The 16,347-nt window shown below is 73.0% G+C and carries 14 protein-coding genes and 1 tRNA gene; 1 reads left to right on the top strand and 14 read right to left on the bottom strand.

Going from position 1 to position 16,347, the window contains the following annotated elements:
• Positions 1–11 precede the first annotated feature (11 nt).
• The 7 genes from AC0VX2_RS02520 to AC0VX2_RS02490 are packed head-to-tail and all read right to left on the bottom strand — an operon-like array spanning position 12 to position 8,300.
• Entirely contained in the window at positions 12–1,049 is a 1,038-nt protein-coding gene (locus tag AC0VX2_RS02520) for a glycosyltransferase family 4 protein (RefSeq protein ID WP_400395529.1), read from the bottom strand.
• The gene (locus tag AC0VX2_RS02515; RefSeq protein ID WP_400395532.1) at positions 1,046–2,182 is read right to left on the bottom strand and encodes a glycosyltransferase; all 1,137 of its coding nucleotides are present in this window, start codon (positions 2,180–2,182) and stop codon (positions 1,046–1,048) included. Before AC0VX2_RS02515 ends, AC0VX2_RS02520 begins: the two co-directional genes overlap by 4 nt.
• Entirely contained in the window at positions 2,173–4,416 is a 2,244-nt protein-coding gene (locus AC0VX2_RS02510) for an N-acetylneuraminate synthase family protein (protein WP_400395535.1), read from the bottom strand. The genes AC0VX2_RS02515 and AC0VX2_RS02510 overlap by 10 nt, the downstream gene beginning before the upstream one ends.
• A complete protein-coding gene (locus tag AC0VX2_RS02505) occupies positions 4,413–5,204 on the bottom strand; it encodes an acylneuraminate cytidylyltransferase family protein (protein ID WP_400395538.1) in 792 nt (263 codons plus the stop codon). The genes AC0VX2_RS02510 and AC0VX2_RS02505 overlap by 4 nt, the downstream gene beginning before the upstream one ends.
• Entirely contained in the window at positions 5,201–6,322 is a 1,122-nt protein-coding gene (locus AC0VX2_RS02500) for an RNA-binding protein (RefSeq protein WP_400395541.1), read from the bottom strand. Before AC0VX2_RS02500 ends, AC0VX2_RS02505 begins: the two co-directional genes overlap by 4 nt.
• Positions 6,319–7,380 carry a CgeB family protein gene (locus AC0VX2_RS02495; RefSeq protein WP_400395544.1) on the bottom strand — a complete coding sequence of 354 codons (1,062 nt, stop codon included), beginning with the start codon at positions 7,378–7,380 and terminating at the stop codon, positions 6,319–6,321. The genes AC0VX2_RS02500 and AC0VX2_RS02495 overlap by 4 nt, the downstream gene beginning before the upstream one ends.
• Positions 7,377–8,300 (bottom strand): glycosyltransferase family 2 protein, encoded by a 924-nt coding sequence (locus tag AC0VX2_RS02490; protein WP_400395547.1) that lies wholly within the window; start codon positions 8,298–8,300, stop codon positions 7,377–7,379. The genes AC0VX2_RS02495 and AC0VX2_RS02490 overlap by 4 nt, the downstream gene beginning before the upstream one ends.
• A gap of 200 nt (positions 8,301–8,500) precedes the next feature.
• Between AC0VX2_RS02490 and AC0VX2_RS02485 the strand changes: the two genes are divergently transcribed.
• Positions 8,501–9,595, top strand: a complete 1,095-nt coding sequence (locus AC0VX2_RS02485) for a PqqD family protein (protein ID WP_475432617.1) — start codon at positions 8,501–8,503, stop codon at positions 9,593–9,595.
• A 46-nt stretch (positions 9,596–9,641) separates the two neighbouring features.
• On the opposite strand, the gene lepB is transcribed toward AC0VX2_RS02485, so the two are convergent.
• The 7 genes from lepB to AC0VX2_RS02450 form a co-directional block, all read right to left on the bottom strand.
• On the bottom strand, positions 9,642–10,388 hold the full coding sequence (gene lepB / locus AC0VX2_RS02480; protein WP_400395556.1) for a signal peptidase I: 747 nt from the start codon (positions 10,386–10,388) through the stop codon (positions 9,642–9,644).
• 2 nt (positions 10,389–10,390) lie between these two features.
• Positions 10,391–11,371: a ribose-phosphate diphosphokinase gene (locus AC0VX2_RS02475; protein WP_036340441.1), complete on the bottom strand. Its 981-nt coding sequence runs from the start codon at positions 11,369–11,371 to the stop codon at positions 10,391–10,393.
• 116 nt (positions 11,372–11,487) lie between these two features.
• Positions 11,488–12,516, bottom strand: coding sequence for a nucleotidyl transferase AbiEii/AbiGii toxin family protein (locus tag AC0VX2_RS02470; RefSeq protein ID WP_225348330.1), 1,029 nt, complete (start codon positions 12,514–12,516; stop codon positions 11,488–11,490).
• A complete protein-coding gene (locus tag AC0VX2_RS02465) occupies positions 12,503–13,072 on the bottom strand; it encodes a type IV toxin-antitoxin system AbiEi family antitoxin domain-containing protein (RefSeq protein ID WP_020627445.1) in 570 nt (189 codons plus the stop codon). The genes AC0VX2_RS02470 and AC0VX2_RS02465 overlap by 14 nt, the downstream gene beginning before the upstream one ends.
• A gap of 85 nt (positions 13,073–13,157) precedes the next feature.
• Complete coding sequence (gene glmU, locus AC0VX2_RS02460; protein ID WP_400395559.1) at positions 13,158–14,651, bottom strand: bifunctional UDP-N-acetylglucosamine diphosphorylase/glucosamine-1-phosphate N-acetyltransferase GlmU; 1,494 nt, start codon at positions 14,649–14,651, stop codon at positions 13,158–13,160.
• A 37-nt stretch (positions 14,652–14,688) separates the two neighbouring features.
• Positions 14,689–14,760 (bottom strand) — tRNA-Gln (locus AC0VX2_RS02455).
• 64 nt (positions 14,761–14,824) lie between these two features.
• Positions 14,825–16,318: a sugar transferase gene (locus AC0VX2_RS02450; RefSeq protein ID WP_400395562.1), complete on the bottom strand. Its 1,494-nt coding sequence runs from the start codon at positions 16,316–16,318 to the stop codon at positions 14,825–14,827.
• Positions 16,319–16,347: the final 29 nt, after the last annotated feature.

Raw genomic sequence — 16,347 nt, 5'->3', positions numbered from 1 at the left:
CTCCGCGGGAGTCATAGGGACAGGTCATCCAGGAGCTCGGCGACGACGGCGCGGCCGGCATCGGGTGAGAACAGCGACGCCCAGCGGCGCCGCTGGGAGTGGGCCACCGCGCCCAGATCGACCGCGCGCACGGCCCGCAGGCAGTCCGCGAGCGCGGCCGCGTCCCGCTGCGGAAAAACGAGGGGGTGAGCGCTGCCGACCACCTCGGGAACGGCCCCCGCATCGGAGGCCACCACCGGAACGCCCGCGGCCATCGCCTCGGCCGTCACCAGACCGAAGACCTCGGCCCACTGCGACGGCACGGCCAGCACGTCCACGGAGGCCAGGAACTCAGCGGTGTCCTGCCAGCCGAGCACCTGAACGTCCTCACCCGCTGCCTTCAGGGCGGTGGCGAGCCGCTCGGCCTCGTCCTCCGCCACGAACCGGCTCTCCCCCGCGACGCGGAACACGAAAGCACCCGGGTCGGTCTTCCGCAGCAGCGCGGCGGCCTCCAGCAGGGTGACGATGCCCTTGTCCTCGGACAGCCGTCCGAGGAATCCCACGGTCACCGACTCATCAGCACCGCGGGCCGGGCGTCTCTGCGGCGTCGTCGGGGCCGGAACCCAGTTGTAGAGCACGCGCGCCCCGCGGATGCGGTCCGCCGCGAACCGGGACGGCGCGAGGACCGCGAGCGCGCCGGGACGCGCCAGAGCGGAGAACACCCGCAGAACCGGCTTCTCGGGCACCTGATGCAGGTGCACGATCCGGCGCGGCCGGCCGGCCAGCGCCGTGGCGGGCAGCAGCCCGTTGCACCAGACGACGTCGTCCTTGCCTCGGCCACGGTCCCAGGCCCGGAGAGCGCGCAGGTACCCCAGGCGTCCGGACCCACTCACGCGGACCACGTCGAAGCCGTCCGCGGCGAGGCGATCGGCGGTCTCGGCCGGGTGCGCCGGGGCCACGATGCCCACGTCCCGACCGAGCTCGCGCAGGGCCGTGGCGAGGTGGTGCAGCATCACCTCGCCGCCGCCCACCTCACCCTGGTTCGCCAGGATCCAGATGCGTCCGGTCATCCCGAGGTCTTCCCCACCCGGCACCCGAGCACCTCGAGGGTCGCCTCGGCGGTCGCCCGGGCCATCGTCTCCACGTCGCCCACGCGCACCTCGCCCGGGCCCTCGGCCGCGGCACGCACGACGGCGTCGGCGATGGCCGCCGGAGTGGTCTCGTGGACCAGGCGCTCGGGCGGCAGGATCTCCCCGTTGCCGCCCACGTCCGTGGCGACGGCGGGCAGGCCGGCGGCCGCGGCGTCGAGCAGGGTGTAGCTGAGGTTCTCCCACGCGGAGAGCTGCACCAGCACGTCGTGCTCGGCCATGGTGCCCCACGGCTCCACGAAGCCGGGCAGGTGGACCGCATCCGCGACGCCGAGGTCCTCGGCCTGAGCGCGCAGCTGCCCCTCCAGGGGACCCGAGCCGGCCAGCGTCACCCGCGTCCCGGGGTCGCGCTCCAGCAGGGCGGGCAGCGCCGCCACCAACCGGTCGAGGTTCTTCTCGGGCGCCAGCCGGGACAGGGAGAGGATCCGCAGCCCCTCCCCCGGTGCGCGCCGCTGCCCCGCGGCCGCGGCCCGCACCGCGGACACGTCCACCCCGTTGCGCACCACGGTGAGGGGCCCCCCCGTGCCCCACTTGCGCCGGAGCACGTCCGCGGTGGACTGCGCCACCGCGATCACGAGGTCCGTGCCGCGCAGCCGGGCGCGGTGCGCGGCGTTCTTCACCCGGGCCGCGGCAGCCCGGTTGTACAACCCGTCGTCCGGGGCGATCCCGTGCTCGGTGCTGAGCAGCGCCGGCGCACCGGCCCGCCGCAGGGCCCGCCCCGTGCCCAGCGCCGTGAAGGCCGCGAGGTCGGCGTAGGCCAGGTGCGTGTGGACCGCGGCCGGACGCAGGGTGCGCACCGCCGTCCGGAGCGTCCGCACCGAGGCGGCCAGGCCGGCGTCGGGACCGACGTCCCCGGTGAACACCGCCGCGCCCTGCTCGCGCAGGCGCTCGGCGAGCGGCCCCTCGGGGCAGAGCACCGCCAGACGCAGGCCAGGCAGGCCCACGCGCGCGACGTCGAGGACGTGCCGGGCCACGCCGCCGAGGTCGGCGACCGGCACCACCCAGAGCGTCAGCGGGGCCGGAGTGGTCGTCGCGGCCTCGGGGATCACAGCCACTGCTCCAGGCGGTCCAGGGCCGTCCAGAAGCCCTCGCCGTTGTTGATGTGGCCCTGCCAGATCTCCGGGATGAAGCTCACCCCGGGGGCCAGGCGGTCCAGCTGCTCGCACAGCACGGGCCAGTCCACGTCGCCCTCGCCGATCTGCGGTCCCTCCCCGTCCACACCGGTGGCGTCCACGAGGTGCAGGTGGATGGTGTGCGGGGCCAGCTTCTCCACCATCTCCGAGAAGGGGATCCCGAGGAACGTGGCCGAGAGCTTGGAGTGGGAGATGTCCAGGCACAGGGGCACCCCCGTGGCCTCCACGAACGCCACGGTGTCGTCCGGGTCCATGAAGAGGTTGTGGTACTGCTGACCGCCCATCAGCCACGGGAACGGCGGCAGCGTCTGCGCGGCGATCCGGATGCCGGAGGTGTCCAGACGCTGCACGGCCTCGGCGATGCGCTCGTACTTCGGCAGCCGCTCCTCCGGGCGGATGTGCCGGTCCAGGGTGAACCCGCCCATGGTGATGACCATGATGGGAGACTCCTCGTTCGGGAACCAGCGCTTCAGGTCCCGGGTGATGTCGATCGTGCGCTGCACCTCGGCGATCGAGCGCTCCCACACGGCGTCGTCGTCGCTGGCCAAGTCCACGAGGAAGTCGCCGGAGAAGATGTCCGGCAGGTGGGTGGTGAAGCCCATCGGCATGGGCTCGCGGAACACCGAGTCGATGTCGATCTCAAGGTCCTTGTAGGAGAAGTGGAACTCCAGGAAGTCCGGGGTGCAGTCCTTCGTCAGCGCCTCGACGTCGTGGTAGCGCACCGGCAGGCCCCAGGGGCGCCGGAACTCGAACTGGCGCCCGGTGGGCACCGTGTCCGTGAGGTCTCCGGCGAAGAAGAAGTCGCCCTCGGCCATCTCGCGGTGCAGCGTGCGGCCGACCAGGCGCGGCAGCTCGTTGGGCTGCAGGCCGCGGCCGGGGGACTTCACGGTCACGTCGTCGGCGGTGATCGTGGCGCCGGCCTGCAGCGGGCGGGCCGCCACCAGGGACTTGGCCAGGTTGATGCGGTTCATCGCCTCGCCCGTGGAGACCACGCGCTCGGTCCCGACGCCGATCGACTCCTCGATGTCCCGGGTCTGCCGGACCATCTGCGCGAACTCCTCCGGCAGCAGGGAGACCTTGTGGTCGTTGCCCTCGAGCCCGCGGTCCACGGTGAAGTGCTTCTCGATGATCGCGGCGCCCCGGGCCACCGCGGCCAGGGCCACGTGGAAGCCGCGCTCGTGGCCCGAGTAGCCCACCGGCGTCTGCGCGATCTCCGCGAGCCGGTCCAGGTAGGCCAGGTTCACGTCCTTGTAGGGGGCGGGGTAGGTGGACTGGGCGTGCAGCATCGCGAAGGGGACGCCGAAGGAACGCACCAGGGCCGCCGACTCGCGGATCTCCTCCTCCCGGGACATGCCGGTGGAGAGCACCATCGGCAGGCCGGAGGCGGCCGCGTCCCGCAGCAGACCGTGGTTCGTCAGGTCCGCCGAGGCGATCTTCACGCCGTCCACCGGGTACTCGCGCAGCACCCGCATGGACGGGGCGTCCCACGGGGTGCACATCAGGGCGACGCCGGCGTCCCGGACGTGGTCGAACACCCGCACCATGTCCGCGGCGGAGAGCGAGAACTTGGCCAGCTCGTCCAGGGTGCGCTGCGCCCCCAGGTCCTCACCGGCGGTGGCCGCGCCGGACTGCCGGTACAGGGCGTCCATGTCCCGCAGCTGGAACTTCACGGCGTCCGCGCCCGCCTCGACGGCCAGGTCCACGAGACGGCGGGCCAGGTCCACATCGCCCTGGTGGTTGTTGCCGATCTCGGCGATCAGGAACGCCGGGTGGCCCTCCCCGATCCGGTGCCCGCCGATCCGCAGCTCCGCCTCCCGGTTGATCGCCAGGGCCGTCAGGCGGCCGCGCTCGTCCAGCAGCGGCAGGTGCATCGCCCCGGCGGGCAGGGCCTCGCGCATCTCGGCCGGGGACGCGCCCAGGGGCGCCGTCGCCGGGTCGCGATGGGCGACGTCGGCCGCGGCCACGTCCAGCGACGCCTCCGGATGCGCCACGAGCCAGCGGCGCACGTCCCCGTCCGTCAGGGAGCCGACGAGGAAGCCCTGGGAGTCCACCACGAACACGGTGCGCTCGCGGTTGTCGGTCATCTTCTGCAGGGCGGCCAGGAGCGAGTCCTCGGGGAAGACGAGATAGGGGGTGAGCCTGCGTTCGATGATCACTGCGTGCCTCCGAGGGTGCGGTTCGGGCCGGTGGTGGGGGTCTCGGCGGTGCGCGGGGCACCGAGGTCGGGGTGGCGCTGGAGCACCTTCTGGACCGCCAGGTACTGGTCCATCTGCTGCTCGGCCAGGGCGAAGTCCAGCTCGGTGTCGATGTCCACGCCCTCGAGGTCGTCGAGCTCCAGCAGGCCGATCCGGCCGCCGAGCCGGTTGTGCAGCCGGTCGTAGACCCAGGGGCGCGTCACGTAGAGGGACCCGTTCTCGCGGAACCGCAGGTCGGTGCGCGACATGTCCTGCCGGCGCTTGCGCGCCGTGACGTCGAAGTCCGGGATCGGCTCCCCGTCGGGGTCCTCGGCGTGGCGCCACAGGAACGGGGACACCGGGACGACGCCGACCAGCGAGTCCACCCCCGTGTCCCGGAACTGCCGCACGGCGCGGTCCAGGGTGCCGGGCAGGCGCAGCGGGCTGGTGGCCTGGAGCAGCATCACGCCCTCGGGTTCGACGCCGGCCGCGCGCTCGGCCGCGAGCACGTGCTCGATCACGGGCTCGGTGGGGGTCGAGTCCTGCGCCAGGTGGGCCGGGCGCAGGCCCGGGACGTCCGCGCCGTAGCGGAGGGCGACCTCGGCGATCTCGGCCGAGTCCGTAGAGACCACCACGTGCAGGTCCTCCTCCGTTTCGAGTGCGGCCTGGATGGTCCAGGCCACGAGCGGATGGCCGCCCAGGAGGCGGATGTTCTTGCCGGGCAGCCCCCGGGACCCGCCGCGCACGGGGATGACGCACAGGATGCTCACGCGGTCTCCTTCCAGACGTGTTCGGCGATCGCGGCCGCGGGGTCCGCGGTCGGCGAGGCCAGGGGTGGGGTGGGCTCCGGGACGCGCCCGGGCCGCCACCGGGTCATGGCGTAACGCCGCCAGAACCCCTCGAGCCAGGCGGGCGGGTCCGGGTGGACGGCCCACGCGGGTCTGCCGGCCTGCGCGGCCTCGAGGATCCCGGTGGAGAAGACGGCGGCCACGGGCCCGCGCGTGGCGACGAGGGGCGCCCCGGCGTCGTCGATCCGCACACCGGCTCTGCGCCAGGCCGCGTGCTGGCCGCGGGAGAGGCGGTCCCGCTCGGCCGGGTGGGGGCGGTAGGCGGCGCCGGTGGCCCGCACGTACTGTTCGGCGGCTGCGGCGAAGTCCCGGCGGGGCAGCTCGGCGCCGTGCAGCTGACCGAGGAACACCCCGGGGCCGTCGTCCCCGGCACCCGAGAGCGCGGGCGCGGTCCGGCGGGCCTGCTCCAGCAGCGCCGAGCCCACCGGGACGGCCTCCACATCGGCGCGGCCCTGGGTCCACCAGTCCGCGTCCGCGCTCGTGAAGGCGTACAGGGTGGCGTCCTGCGGGACGGGCGGCGTGGACACGGCCAGCAGCCCGTGCTGGACGACGCCGATCCGCACCCCCCGCTGCCGGGCCCAGCGCACGGCGGCGCGGCCCGAGGGCAGGTACTCCCCCGCCACCAGGACGCGGCGGAGCCCGGACAGGCGATCCGTCACGACGTCGGCGGTGGCGGCGTGCTCCCGGTGGCCCGCGGCCCCGGGCAGGGCGGGTGCGTCACCGGCGGGCAGCACCCAGCCGACCCCGGCGGCTGCCTCCGGCCGCACCGTGGCCAGGGCGGCCACGGGCGAGGCCAGCGCGGCCAGCTGCGTGGGGCCGAAGGACTCCAGGGCGACGAGGGTGTGCACGTCCCCCGCCGGCAGGAGCAGGCGCGGGACGTCGTCGCCGGTGGACCGGCGGCGTGTCAGGGCGCCGGCCACGCCGCGCACGGTCGAGCGCGCGGTGTCCGCAGCCCGCCGGGTCAGCGGCCACTGGGCGCGCTGCCACGCGTGCCAGCGCGGCAGGTCCTCGGAGCGCCAGAAGAGGGGCGCGTCGGTCATGCCCACCACCCCTGGGCCATGGCCGCCCGGTGCGCGAATGTGTGCTCCGCGTGCGACCGGCGGCGGCCGGCCTCCCGGATGCGCGCCCCCCAGGCGGGATCCGCGACGACCCGGCGGCCCAGCTCGATGAGGTGGTCCGCGTCCTCGAAGACGAGCACCTCCTCGCCCGGGACGTAAAACTCGGCCACGTCGGCCCGATCGACGAGCTGAAGACCGCCCATGCCGGGCACCTCGAAGGTCCGCATCGCGTGGCCGGCCTGCAGGCCGTGGATGTTGATGGCGCCCGCGGCGGCCGCCTGCACGGCGTACGCCTCCTCGAGGGGGATGTCCCGTTCGGCCGGCAGGTCCGGCCGGGTCAGCTCCCACGTGCGCAGGCGGTCCACCGGGTGGTGGCTCCACTGACGCCCGTAGGCGCGCACCGGCACCCCGGCCGCGGCCAGGCGCGAGAGCAGCTCCACGCGGTTCGGGTAGCGCGAGCCCACGAAGACCAGCTCGTCGCGCCGCGGCACCTCCGGCAGCGCCATCGCCGGGTCGAAGCCGTTGGGCATGTAGTGCGCGTCCACGCCCTCGCCGGCCAGCAGCTCGGCCTCGGAGCGGGCGTAGCTGAGCACCGGCCCGACGGAGCGCAGGAACTCCATCGAGTAGTCGTGTCGTGCGAGGTCGTCGTACAGCCAGAGCATGCGGGGCAGGCCCGCCTCGAGGATCTCGGACCAGAAGTCCTCACCCAGCGAGTCGCCCTTGATCACGAGCACGCGGTCCGGTCGGGCCTCGCGCAGCGCGGCCACGGCCCGCCCCGTGTCCCAGGCGACCCGCGCGGCCGTGCGGTCCACGCCCGCCTTCTGCGGCAGCTCGAGCAGCCCCTTGTTCCGCAGCTTCATGCCGAGCGTGGCGTAGGCGTCGTAGCAGTGCACCGTGACGTCGAAACCCTGGGCCGCCCACGCCGCCGCGATGGACCGGTGATAGCCGTGGAACGCCGGCGAGACGAGGAACAGCCGTTCCGGTGAGCGACCGCCCCGCGCGTCGGGCGGGGCCGGCACGGTGTAGCCGGTGGCGCTCATCGGCGCTGCCCCTTCCAGACCAGCGCGTGCTCGTCCCGGAGCACGGCGCGGGCGTCCACGTCCACACCCCGGGCCTGCCGGAGCGCGTTCACGGCGAAGTTCGCCCCGGTGGCCGCGGTGAGCGCGGCCTTGAGGACCCGGGGGCGACCGAACTTCCGGGCGTAGCGGTACCGGGAGTCCACCAGCCAGCCACGCCGGCGCAGCGGGTCCGAGGAGCCGTGCAGCCCGTGCGGCACACGGACGGCCGGGACCACGATCGACGGCACGCCGCGCTCGCGCAGGCGGCGCTGCAGGTCGACCTCCTCGGAATTCATGAAGTACTCCTCGTCGAACCCGCCGACGGCGCGGACCTGGGCCATCGGCAGGAGCAGCACGGCGCCCATCACCCAGTCGACCGCCACGGGCGAGGCGGACCGGGCCGCCGCGACGTCGTGCCCCACGGCCTCGTGGAGCACGTCCAGGTGACGGAAGCGGGCCAGCGGAGTCAGCCACTCCACGGTCTGGTGCAGGACCGTGGGGAAGTGCCGCCCGGACCACTGCGGCGTGCCGTCCTCGTTGACGACCTGCGGGCTGACCACGGCCGGCTGATACGGGGCGGCCGCCACCACCAGCGCGTCGATCTGCGCCCCCGTGATCTCGGCGTCCGAGTTGAGGACCAGGGCCAGCTCGGTGGTGACCGCGGCCAGGCCGGTGTTCACGTTCGCCCCGAAGCCGCCGTTGCGCTCGCGGCGCACCACGGTCAGACGCGGATCGTGCGCCTCGGGGTACGGGGTGGGCGAGGCGTCGTCCGAGACCACGACGGCGGCCAGCGCGTCTCCGGGATCGCTCAGCAGGCGGTCGACGAGGGCGAGGGTGGGGGCCGCATCGCCGTAGTGCGGGATCACCACGGTCACGGCCGCCGTGGTCGACTGCGCTGCCATGCGGGCTCCTCCCTCAGCTCGGATGAAGAGCGCGCCCAGCGCCCGAGAACCTGTGTCGAGTATAGGGAGGCTCTGGCGAAGACCCGTGCCAGCCGGTGGGGCGGCGCCATGGCCGCCCGCACGGCTCTCAGTACACTGACCGGACGGCCACGGGATGGAAGGGGTGAGCCATGCCCGGCACCCAGGGGGAGGACGAAGCCATGAGCGAGACCACCGCGTTGCGCATCGGCACCGGTCTCGATGCCGTGACGGTGAGCGGCCTCACAGGAGACGAGCGCGCGGAGGTCATCGCGTCCTGGGCCCGGTGCGGTGTGGAGGCCGTGGAGACGCCGGCCCGCGCGGATGCGCACCGCGGCGCCGACACCGCGCGTCCGTGGCTCCAGTGGCACGAGGACCTGGTGTTCCTGGCGACCTCACGGGCGATCGAGTCCGCCCGCGGCACCCACCTGCTGTTCCATGCCGCGTGCCTCGCCGCACCGGACACCGGGGCGGCGATCGTCCTGGTGGCGGCGTCCGGGACGGGCAAGACGACGGCCACGCGCCGGCTGGGGCCCCATTTCGCCTACCTCACCGACGAGACGGCGATCATCGCCCCCGACGGCCTGGCCGTCACCCCGTACCCCAAGCCGCTGTCCCTGCTGGGGTCACGGGGGGTGCGCCCGAAGACCCAGCGAGGCCCGGACGACCTGGGTCTCGGTCCGACCCTCCCCGACGCCCGGCTGGCCCGGATCGCCGTGCTGGACCGCGTGCGGGATCCGGCAGGCCCGGTGACGCCGCGGGCGGAGGCCATAGAACTCGTGGCCGCGCTCGAGGCGCTCGTCCCCCAGACCTCCTCCCTCTCCCTGCTCCCCCGCGGTCTCGTGACGCTCTGCCGCGTCCTCGACGCGGTCGGCGGCGCCCAACGCCTGGTCTACGCCGAAGCGGAGGACCTGCGGGATGTCGTCGACGGCCTCCTGGCGGCCCCGCCCACGCCCGTCACCCCCGCCTGGGGGGCGCTCACCGAGGAAGAGCTGCGGGCCTCGGTCGGTGCGGCGGTCCCGGGCGCGGTGTCCCGCTGCGCCGTCGACGACGGCATCCTGACCGACAGCGGCCGCCTGGTCCTGCTCGCCTCGGACCGCCTGGTCGTGCTCGAAGGTCTGGGCCCGTCCGTCTGGCTCATGCTGGACGAGCCGCGGACGGCCGCCGACGTGGTGGCCTGCCTCCGCACCGAAGGACCCGTGCCCGAGGACGCCGAGGCCCGGGTGCACGAGGCGATGGACGCCCTGGTCACCGCGGAACTGGCCAGGACCGGCTGAACCGGCACGGGCCGCCGTCGCCCAGGAGGCCCCGCGCCTCAGGAGATCAGTGCCCGCCCCAGTGCGTGGGCGGCCACACCGTCACGAAGACCTCGCCCACGATGTCCTCGCGGGTGACGAAGCGCGCGCAGTCCCCGGCCTGGTCGGCGGGGATGCCGCGGCACGCGATCACGGAGTCGGCCGAGTTCGAGCGGTGGTCGCCGAGCACGAGCATCGAGTCCTCCGGCACGGTGACCGGGCCGAAGCAGCGCGCGGAGATCACCTCGGACTCGCAGTCCAGCTCGTCCCGGATGAACGGCAGATCGTTGTGGATGTACGGCTCGTCCAGGGGCTCCCCGTCCACCGTCACCGCGCCCTCGGCGGTGCAGCACTCCACGGTCTGCCCCGCGGTGCCGACCACGCGCTTGACCAGGGCCTGTTCGTGCGAGCGGCCGATGCCGGTGAGGTCGCCGAACGTGCGGACGGCGTTCTCCACGGCCCCCTCCGGTGGCATGGGGTGCGCCCAGTCCTCGTTGGCCGTGAAGACCACCACGTCCTGGGACTCCGCCATCCCGTCCGGGTAGGCGGTGCGGTTGACCAGCATGCGGTCCCCCACCTCGAGGGTGTTCTCCATCGAGCCGGACGGCACCGAGTACACCTTCACCCACAGGGCCTGCACCACGGCGACGACCGCGAGGGCCACCACCACGTTCAGCAGCAGGGAGGCCCAGAACGGCAGGCGCGGACGGTGAGGCTGCGGCGCGGCCACCGCGCCGCCGTCTTCCCCGTGGGCCGGCTCGACGCGCTCGGCCATGGTCAGGCGACGCCGTCGAAGAGGCTGGTGACCGAGCCGTCCTCGAAGACCTCGCGGATCGCGCGGGCGATCAGCGGGGCGATCGAGAGCACGGTGAGGGTCTCGAAGCGCTTCTCCTCCGGGATGGGCAGGGTGTTGGTCACCACGACCTCACGGGCGCCGCACTCGCCGAGACGCTGGGCGGCCGGGTCCGAGAACACCGGGTGCGTGGCGGCGATGATGACGTCCTTGGCGCCGGCGTCCTTGAGGATCTGCACGGCGCCGGCGATGGTGCCGCCGGTGTCGATCATGTCGTCGATCAGCACGCAGACGCGGCCCTCGACGTCCCCGACCACGGTCTTGGACTCGGCCTTGTTCGGAACGGTGAGGTCCCGGCTCTTGTGCACGAAGCCCAGCGGCACGCCGCCCAGGCGGTCCGCCCACTGCTCCGCGACGCGCACGCGACCGGTGTCCGGGGAGACCACCGTGACCTCCTCGCCCTCCACGCTGGAGCGGATGTGGTCCGCCAGCAGCGGGATGGCGAACAGGTGGTCCACCGGGCCGTCGAAGAAGCCCTGGATCTGGGCGGTGTGCAGGTCCACGCTCATCACGCGGGAGGCGCCGGCGGTCTTGTACAGGTCCGCCACGAGGCGGGCCGAGATCGGCTCGCGGCCGCGGCCCTTCTTGTCCTGGCGGGCGTACGGGTAGAACGGCGAGACCACTGTGATGCGGCGGGCGGAGGCGCGCTTCATGGAGTCCACCATGATCAGCTGCTCCATGAGGTGGTTGTTCAGCGGCGCCGGGTGCGACTGGATGATGAACACGTCCTTGCCGCGCACCGACTCGCCCGAGCGCACGTAGATCTCGCCGTTGGCGAAGTCGTAGGCGCTCATGGGGAGCAGCTCGGTGCCCAGCTCCTCGGCGATCTCCTGCGCGAGCTCGGGGTGGGCGCGGCCCGTGGCCAGCACCAGTCGCTTGTCCTCGCTGCGGCTCAGCTCCGTCATGACGTCCTCATCATCCTTCGTGGTTGCACGTTCCATGCCCGGCGGCGGCGCGCGGCCGACGTCCAGCGGGCCGCCTGAGGGGCCCGGTCCTCGCACCCATCCTAGGGCGCGCGGGGTCAGCCCTGAGCGCCGGAGCCCTCGGCGCCGGCGGCCCGCGCGATCCTTGTGATCAACGACTCCAGCCAATCCGCCGCGTCGGACACGCGCGGCTGCAGGAGCCTGGCCTGTCCCTCCGCACCCACTCGTGTCTCCTCCAGCGCATCCAGGTACCCCTGCTCGAGAGTCCGGACGTGAGCGACCGGAGGCGGCCACTCATGCGGTGTGTGTCCTGCCGCAGTCCGGCCGGGTGACCGAAACATGAAAGTACGGCTGACGAGATCTGCGAGCAACGGGATGTCGACACCACCCTCGGCCTCCGCCCCATGCCAGAGCAACTGGATGTCCACGAGATCGTGGCCTCGCGTCTGATGTGGATCCGTGACGGCATGGATCTTCTGTGCGAGCTGCTGCTCGACAGCCATCACGGCCACAGACCGCGGTGTTCCACATCCCAACGCGGTGACCGCCTCCGCGACCTGGGGTGCCACGACCTCGACTGGCTGCGCCAGCGTGCTGCCCTCGAATTCGTCGCGCCCGATCTCGATCGGGACCGACACCCAACTTGTCCTCGCGGAGAGAAAATGCAGGGTCACCTTCGCTCGTGACAGGACGTAGGGATCGGGCACTCCGAGAGGCTCCGCAGGATCGTCCTCATGCACCGTGCCGAAGAAGGCCACCCGGGTCGCAGCCGGGTCGGCCTTGAGTTCTCTCTTGCTCCCGGGCGCGGCCCCCCATCCCCGGTCGACGAACCCGGTCAAGTCCTTCAGCGCCTGCTGGGGATCGCGAGCCAGTAGATCGAGATCCCGGGTCGCCCGCGTCCCGGTGGCTCCATGTCGGAGTCGAACGCCATTTCCACCCTTGACTACGACGCCTTCCGGCAACATCTGCGCCACGATCACTGCTCCCAGCAACCGGCGCGCCCGGTCCACCGGAACGCCCATCGCGTCAGCGATCGCCTCCAGTCGACGGTTGAGTTGGCCTTCGCTCCTGGGCGCACCTCGAGCTCCCAGATCGCCCAGGCCCACGACCACGTCATCGACCGCCACGATGTCCACCGTTCTGCCGCGCCTCCAGGTCCTTCTTCAAGCTCCTCGCCTCGCCCACCGTGAGCAGCCCGCGCGCGCGGGCCTCCTCGATCGCAGCGGCGACGCGCTCGAGAGGGATGCGGTCGAGTGCCTCACGAAGGGCTTGGTTGATCGTGAGGCCTCGCACGCCGCCGTGAAAGGTGAGGTCCTCGTCGCCCGGCGGGGGACGGCGTCGTGTCACTCGTACATGCGCGCGCGGCGAGCCGCGGTACCGCCTCGTCACGCCCACCCGTACGACGGAGGGATCGACCAGGGCGAGGTCGTACAGTGACAGCACTGCGTCCCAGTCCAGGAATGCATCTTCACCGCCCGTGGCCACGGCCTCCGCCGCGTCCGTGAACCGGTCGCGGGGAACCTGGCGATGGAGGTACACCCCGTGGGCCAGCCTCCGCAGAACGCCGCGCTGGGCGAGCTTGCGGACCTCGACGGCGGGCACGCCCGCCTCCTCCGCTTCCGTAGTGGTGATGACCCCGTGGTTCCCCGCAGCCACGTCCCACAGATCGTCACGATACGTCACGGGATCACCACCTCATCTCTGGTGTCACAACCGTACCGGAATCGGTACGGTTGTGACACGCCGACCTCTTGTCGGGCGCGCGGGGTCAGCCCTGAGCGCCGGAGCCCTCCGCGCCGGCGGCCCGCGCGGCCTGCGCCGACGTGCTGCCGGGGCGCTTGGCGGGCACCCAGCCCTCGATGGTGCGCTGCGTCACGGCGTTCAGCGCCAGGGCGCCGGCCGGGACGTCGTCGCGGACCACCGCGCCGGCACCGGTGTAGGCGCCGTCGCCCACCGAGACCGGGGCCGTGAACACCGTGTTCGAGCCGGTGCGCACGTGGGCCCCGATCACGGTGCGGTGCTTGGCGACGCCGTCGTAGTTGGCGGTGATGTTGCCGCAGCCGATGTTGGTGTACTCGCCGATCTCGGCGTCCCCGGCGTAGCCCAGGTGGGAGAGCTTGGCGCCGCGGCCCACGGTCACGTTCTTGGTCTCGTAGAACGCGCCGATCTTGCCGTCCTCCCCCAGCACCGTGCCCGGGCGCAGGTAGGTGAACGGGCCGACGGTCGCGCCCGCGCCGATCACGGCCTCCGTGGCGTCGGTGCGCTTCACCACGGCGCCCTCCCCCACCTGCGTGTCCGTGAGGGTGGAGTCCGGGCCGACGACGGCGCCCGTGGCCACCGACGTCGTGCCATGCAGCTGGGTGCCGGGCTTGAGCGTGACGTCCGAGGCGAGGGAGACGGTGACGTCCACCCACGTGGAGGACGGGTCGACGACCGTGACGCCCTCCTTCATCCAGCCGCGCAGCACGCGGTCGTTGAGCTGGCGGCCCAGGTCGGAGAGCTGACGGCGGTCATTGGCGCCCTCGACCTCCCACACGTCGTCCGTGCCCACGGAGGCGACGCGGCCGCCCTCGGCGCGGGCCATGCCGAGCACGTCCGTGAGGTACTTCTCACCCTGCACGTTGTCCGTGGAGATCTCCGGCAGGGTGCGGCGCAGCAGGGCAGCGTCGAAGGCGTAGATGCCGGAGTTGACCTCGCGGATCGCCACGAAGGAGTCGTCCCCCGTGGACTCGGCGTGGGCGAGGGCGTCCTTGTGCTCCATGATCCGCTCCACGAGGCCCTCGGCGTCGCGGACGATGCGGCCGTAGCCCGTGGCGTCCTCGAGGGTGGCGGTGAGCACGGTGACGGCGTTGCCGTCCGCTTCGTGGTCCGCGACGAGCCGGGCGAGGGTCTCCGGGGTCAGCAGCGGGACGTCGCCGTAGGTCACCACGACGGTGCCCTCGAGGTCCGCGGGCAGGGCGGCCAGGCCCAGCTCGACGGCGCGACCGGTGCCCGGCACGTCGTCCTGGTCGGCGATCGCCAGCGCGTCGATGCCCAGCTGGGCCGCCACCGTCTCGATGTGCTCGGCCACGCGAGCCCGCTCGTGCCGGACCACGGCCACGAGGTGCTCCGGCGCGAGCGACCAGGCCGCCGCGAGCGCGTGGCCCACGAGGGAGCGCCCCCCGATCGCATGCATGATCTTCGGCGTCGTCGACTTCATGCGGGTGCCCTGGCCCGCGGCCAGGACGATCACGGCGGAGGGACGGGCGGACGGCTGGGACATGGGGGCTCCTGCACCGGTGGGGGTCAGCGGACGGGGGTTCCGCCCCTAGGATTCGAACCTAGACCGCACGGCTCCAAAGGCCGGCGTGCTGCCATTACACCAGGGCGGAGCGCCGGACCCCAGGGGGCGGCGACGACGGCCCATTCTTCCACACAGGTCGCGCGGATCCGGGGTCAATAGGCGCCGTCGGCGGCGACCACGGCCTTGACGGTCCGCCCCAGGATCACGAGGTCGCCCAGGATGGACCAGTTCTCCACGTAGTAGAGGTCCAGGCGGACCGCCTCCTCCCACGGGAGGTCGGACCGGCCGGAGACCTGCCACAGCCCCGTGATGCCGGGCTGCACCAGGAAGCGGCGGTGCACGTACTGCTCGTAGGCCTCGACCTCGTGCGGCAGGTGGGGCCGCGGGCCCACGAGGGACATGTCCCCCCGCAGCACGTTCACGAGCTGGGGCAGCTCGTCGATGCTGGTGCGGCGGATGAGCTTGCCGACCCGGGTGATGCGCGGGTCGTCCTTCATCTTGAACAGGACCTCCGCATCCCCGCCGTCCGAGACGAGCCGCTGCCGGATCTCCTCGGCATCCACCACCATGGAACGGAACTTGAGCATGGTGAACGGCCTGCCGCCGAGACCGATGCGCTCCTGCCGGAACAGCACCGGCCCGCCGTCCGTGGCCTTGACCGCGATCGCAACGGCGATCAACAGCGGCGAGATGGCGATCAGGCCCAGACCCGACGCGACGACGTCGAACGCCCGCTTGGCGAACGCCTTGCCCTCGGAGAGGCGCGGGGTGGAGAGGTGGATGAGCGGCAGACCCGCGAGGGGCTGCGTGTGGAGGCGGGGTCCGGCGACGTCCACGAGGGCGGGTGCCATGATCAGGGAGACGCCGCGCTCCTGCAGCTCCCAGCCCAGCCGGCGGACGTCCGAGGGGACGAACGAGTGGCCCGAGGTGATCACCACGGCTTCGACGTCGCGCTCCTCCACGTGGGCGACCACGTCCTCCACGGTGTCCAGGTCCGTGGAGACCGGTATCGGGAGGTAGTCCTCCTGCCGGGTCTTGTATCCGGGGAGGGCCGCGGCCACGGGGGCGTAGCCGGCGCCGGCCTCGGAGTCGAGGGCCTCGAAGATGTGCCGGACGGCCTTCGGGCCGCCGACGAGCAGGAGCCGCCGCCGGAACCTGCCGCGGTGTCGCTGCCGCGCCACCCACCCGCGCACGAGGAACCGGCCCAGCAGGAGCAGGAGCACGCCCAGCGGCAGAGCCAGGCCCACGTAGCCGCGCGCCACTTCGAGACCTGCCGCATAGGCGAGGATCGCGACGGTGCCGAAGAGGTACAGGGTGCCCTGCAGGACCCGCTTGTACTCCTCGGTGCCCACCCCCAAGATCCGGATGTCCCGGGAGCCCTGGATGGTCAGCGCGAGCACCCAGGCCGCGCTCAGCGCGAGGCTGATGACGCTGTAGTCGATGACTTCGGCGCCGGGGAGGGTGGTGCGCCGCGGTCCGCCGAAGCGGAGCTGGGCCGAGACGAAGGTGGCGAGCAGGACCGCGACGACGTCCACGATGAAGACGAGCAGCGGAAGGCCCTGCTCCCAGGGCCGACCCAGGACACGGCCGCGGGCGGTCGAGCCCATGCGGAGCGTGGTCGACTCATCACCGGGACTCGCGATCACGCTCTGCTCCTCCGTCCTGACGCGGGGGA

This window comes from Micrococcus sp. iso_239, assembly GCF_056173395.1.
This window is presented reverse-complemented; position numbering and strand designations above follow the sequence as displayed.

Bases quoted from the DNA above. Each gene is read 5' to 3' on its own strand.
- lepB (WP_400395556.1), bottom strand. From the start codon at position 10,388: ATGGCCGAGCGCGTCGAGCCGGCCCACGGGGAAGACGGCGGCGCGGTG.
- AC0VX2_RS02485 (WP_475432617.1), top strand. From the start codon at position 8,501: ATGAGCGAGACCACCGCGTTGCGCATCGGCACCGGTCTCGATGCCGTG.
- AC0VX2_RS02500 (WP_400395541.1), bottom strand. From the start codon at position 6,322: ATGACCGACGCGCCCCTCTTCTGGCGCTCCGAGGACCTGCCGCGCTGG.
- AC0VX2_RS02495 (WP_400395544.1), bottom strand. From the start codon at position 7,380: ATGAGCGCCACCGGCTACACCGTGCCGGCCCCGCCCGACGCGCGGGGC.
- AC0VX2_RS02490 (WP_400395547.1), bottom strand. From the start codon at position 8,300: ATGGCAGCGCAGTCGACCACGGCGGCCGTGACCGTGGTGATCCCGCAC.
- glmU (WP_400395559.1), bottom strand. From the start codon at position 14,651: ATGTCCCAGCCGTCCGCCCGTCCCTCCGCCGTGATCGTCCTGGCCGCG.
- AC0VX2_RS02520 (WP_400395529.1), bottom strand. From the start codon at position 1,049: ATGACCGGACGCATCTGGATCCTGGCGAACCAGGGTGAGGTGGGCGGC.
- AC0VX2_RS02475 (WP_036340441.1), bottom strand. From the start codon at position 11,371: ATGACGGAGCTGAGCCGCAGCGAGGACAAGCGACTGGTGCTGGCCACG.